4 protein-coding genes and 1 pseudogene are annotated in these 3,441 nt (G+C 60.1%); 1 reads left to right on the top strand and 4 read right to left on the bottom strand.

Features of this window, described 5'->3' with window-relative positions; translation table 11 throughout:
• Nucleotides 1–416 precede the first annotated feature (416 nt).
• Entirely contained in the window at nucleotides 417–1,025 is a 609-nt protein-coding gene (locus tag G6N77_RS19335; protein WP_165183800.1) for a recombinase family protein, read from the bottom strand.
• Between the two features lie 631 nt (nucleotides 1,026–1,656).
• Between G6N77_RS19335 and G6N77_RS19330 the strand changes: the two genes are divergently transcribed.
• Complete coding sequence (locus G6N77_RS19330; protein ID WP_165183799.1) at nucleotides 1,657–1,827, top strand: hypothetical protein; 171 nt, start codon at nucleotides 1,657–1,659, stop codon at nucleotides 1,825–1,827.
• A gap of 83 nt (nucleotides 1,828–1,910) precedes the next feature.
• Here the strand turns inward: G6N77_RS19330 and G6N77_RS19325 are convergent, their stop codons facing one another.
• The 3 genes and pseudogenes from G6N77_RS19325 to G6N77_RS19315 all read right to left on the bottom strand — a co-directional run.
• Nucleotides 1,911–2,264 (bottom strand): hypothetical protein, encoded by a 354-nt coding sequence (locus G6N77_RS19325; protein WP_165183798.1) that lies wholly within the window; start codon nucleotides 2,262–2,264, stop codon nucleotides 1,911–1,913.
• Nucleotides 2,265–2,266: 2 nt separating this feature from the next.
• Nucleotides 2,267–2,941 carry a hypothetical protein gene (locus G6N77_RS19320; protein WP_165183797.1) on the bottom strand — a complete coding sequence of 225 codons (675 nt, stop codon included), beginning with the start codon at nucleotides 2,939–2,941 and terminating at the stop codon, nucleotides 2,267–2,269.
• A gap of 111 nt (nucleotides 2,942–3,052) precedes the next feature.
• Nucleotides 3,053–3,441 (bottom strand): annotated as a pseudogene (locus G6N77_RS19315) (hypothetical protein); the annotation flags it as partial.

Genomic DNA, 3,441 nt, shown 5'->3' with positions numbered 1-3,441 from the left:
GCACGGACAGGCAAGTATTGGCACTCCCCGCCCAATAAAAGGCCTGCACAACCCGGCGCCTTGCTTCATGCCAGAGGCGGCCTCGGAGCATCCCTCGCGCTATGACAGTGCTTCACCACTGCCCCGAAATGCGTGCCGATCTGTCTTTGCGAGCCTTGCCCGGTGGCGCTCACCCCGGCGTATGTCATTTGTGCTCTCAGGCGAGTCCACCCCCCAAGTAGACTGCACGGACCCCTGGTGGGGATGCCCCAACCAGAAGCCAGGCAAGCCACCTCGCCACCGCCCATTAAGAAATCCGTTGTGTCATTGATTGGCAGTTGTTGCCACGGGCCTTGACCTGGACTTCATCCAGAACACGCAGCGATGGGGTCATTGCAACGTCAGGCCGGACCCGCCAGGGAATACCGTCGCAAAAACTACTCCGTCTGCGACCCGATCCATTCCCGGGCCTGGATCTGGGCCATGCGCCGATACATGGTGGCCCGGGACATGCCCAGGTCCCTGGCGACCTGGGTCCCTGGCTGCCCGCCGTCGATCAGCCGGCGGGCGTTCATGACCTGGCTGTCGGTGAACTGTGCCCGGCGCCCGCCCAGGTCCTTGCCAGCAGCGCGGCGCTTGGACACGGAATCGGTGATGCGTTCACGCTTGATGTCCAGCTCCATCTGAGCCAGGGCCGCCATCACGGTGAAAGTCATCGACCCCATGGGAGTGGCGGTGTCCACGGCACCCCCGCCCAGGTTCAACACTTTCAAGTTGATGGCCCTCCCCCGCAACTCCGCCGCCAGGGAAAGCATGTTCGCCGTGGACCGTCCCAGCCGGTCCAACGTGGTGACCACCAAGGTGTCGCCCTTCTCCAATGCCGTAAGGGCCCTATCGAATGCGGGACGGCTCGCCCGCGCGCCGCTGACTCCCTGGTCCGTGTAGAGGTCATCACGGCGCACCCCGGCCGCCAACAAGTCCGTAACCTGCCGGTCCGTATCCTGGCCACTGGTGGAAACCCGGGCATAGCCGATCCGCTTCATCATTCTCGCCCCTACTATGTCTCGCAATGCTGGTTGATGACTGCCAGCCTAACGGCAGCATACGAGACAAAGTAGCAAGACATCAAAAACGTTGAAGATCCGAGGGCGCCAAAGTGTCTCGCCCGCTGTCTTGCATCCCTAAGGTTACGAGATGCTGAGATGCGTGCCCGATGTATTCTGCACAAGATCCTTGCGTGGGGTGCTCTGGGCTGAATTAACCAAATCAACGACGTGAAATATCTGAGTTGCGGCAGGCACGTATGCTTGCACGCATGGACATAATCGGTCTCGTGGTTGCCGCTATCGCAGCTCTTGCCGCTGTTGTCGGCGCTGTCGTTGCGATCTACCAGGCCGCGCAGGCACGCACGGATCGGCAAGACGCTGAGGCCGCACGGGATGCGTCCCGTGCGGCTCGGGATGAGGCGATGCGATTGGCCGGCGAAGCAAACGAAGCATTCAAGCGGCAGGCCGATGCTCAAGAGCGTGCGAACGAGATTGAAGAAGCCAAGCTCCCAAAGCATGCCATCTCATTTAAGATCACTCACGTCCAAGGCGACACCTGGGCGATCGCATGCACTGACTTGCCTGCGAACGACGTGGTCATCAAGGAGCCGGGCTATCACCGAATCGGATCATGCCGCTCGAGACAGAGACCCGTTGCCTCCAGAAGAACGACACCATTCGCTTCATGCTCACGACGGCGACCATGGACGGTAAAACACACGCCTCGCCGCGGATTCGCGTCGAATTCATCGATCCAAGCACCGGCGAACCAAGCGCACTTGAATCTGACATCGCCGCGTAATGGCTGACTGCGTGCGCCACCCGTTGTAGGTACTCTTTGCGGTCTTGAATTCAATCTTTATTGCGCATTTTAAGGCGTTGACGCTAAGCCCTGCGAAACTTGCGGCTGTGCCGAGCGATGACCTGCTGAGCAGTTAGCCGGTTTTGCTCAAGACCAGCCGCCACCGATTCCGCGTCAGCCCAGGAGTTGTTCGCTGCCAATACTCTAATGAAGGCCTCTACATCCGTGCGAAGAGCCGACAAGTCAGCTTTGGTGATCACTCGCGTTGTCTGCGGGACATGGGCCTCGGTTTCGAGCTTCTCACTGGGGTGGATCATCACAGGGATTGGCTCCTGACCGGCCGGATGGCGGTCGGCGAACCACTCCATGGAATGCACCAGTTGTCCGGCCTCGCTCTTGATGATCGCCGGGTTGACCCTCGTGATGTTTGTCTTCAACTCTATGACGGCATACTGCCTCGAGGACAAAGCCCAGAGATTGTCCGGTCCACCGTCCCGGTCTTCCTTTTCCGGGCGGCTGGAGCCGAACCCAAGGTACAGCCCAATGAGCCTGACTTGCTCTTCGGCTCGGTCTGCCGCAAATTCGACCCCCAGGTGACGTTGTCAAACAACGACGCCACGGCGAGCTCCATAGTGCGCGCGTCGCTATAGAGGGCTCCCAGGTACTCGGCGGCAGCCTTGCCCTGAACGGTAGGACCGGCCAGTTTCTTCCGCGCCGGCGCTATCTGCGGTTTGAGGACTCCTGAGTTGAGCTTGCGGGCAGCGGCAAGAGTCTTCTGCGCAGCGATTGGATCAACGAAGTGCTCGTAGGTGGCCAGTTCCTCCAGGCACCACCCTTTAAGCAATGAATCGGTGACTGTGTCGATCGCCCTTCGGAGGACCTGGACCGCTCCGTCCTCGTCGCCGGCTACGGCTAGATTGAATGCCTTCCGACGACCAGCAGCGAGCTGTGTAACCGTTCCCGCGCTTTCATAGGTGACATCTGCAGTCGCCTCCAGGCTCTTACTAACCCATTGGGTTTTTCGTTCAAGAAAGAGATTTAGCAGATCTGCGATAGCTCCGATCCCCTCGCCCTCGATCTGCTCCGCGATCTGCAGGCTGAGCTCGATCTGCACCCGCGTTGCGGGTGAGTAGAACTGCCGCAACTGTGGATCACGAAGAGTGAGAGCGGAGTCACTGGTCAGGACGAGAACTGCGCAGTGATCGCTGACGTCCCTGATTCCCCGTCACATGCCTTGCTCAAGGCGCTGCACTTCACGGGCCTTGAACGTCATAGACCCAGTCAGAGCGGCGGATACTCGTTGTTCATGAGGCGTTAGAGGGGTTGGAATGCCGTCGATGATCAGCAGGCGACAGGCCTCGCCGGGGAGATCGACCCCGTCGTACTTGTTTACAAGCACGACGACGCCAATGTGCTCGCCGTTCTTCATGCGCTCGATCACGGGCCGCATGTCGTTAACGTGGAGCGTCTGGTCGGCCACTCCAGCCCAGCGGTCCGCAGCGTAATCGCTAGGGACGAGGACCACGACGTTGATGGGTTCAGCCTCGACAGTTCCGTCTCTGTCGCGATCGCCGTACGCGAAGTCCCTCGCGAGCATCAGAATCGCATCCTCGC

Source organism: Arthrobacter silviterrae (assembly GCF_011045165.1).
Classification (GTDB): Bacteria; Actinomycetota; Actinomycetes; order Actinomycetales; family Micrococcaceae; genus Specibacter; species Specibacter silviterrae.
The sequence above is the reverse complement of the archived record's forward strand: the minus strand, read 5'-3'. Positions and strand labels throughout refer to the sequence as shown.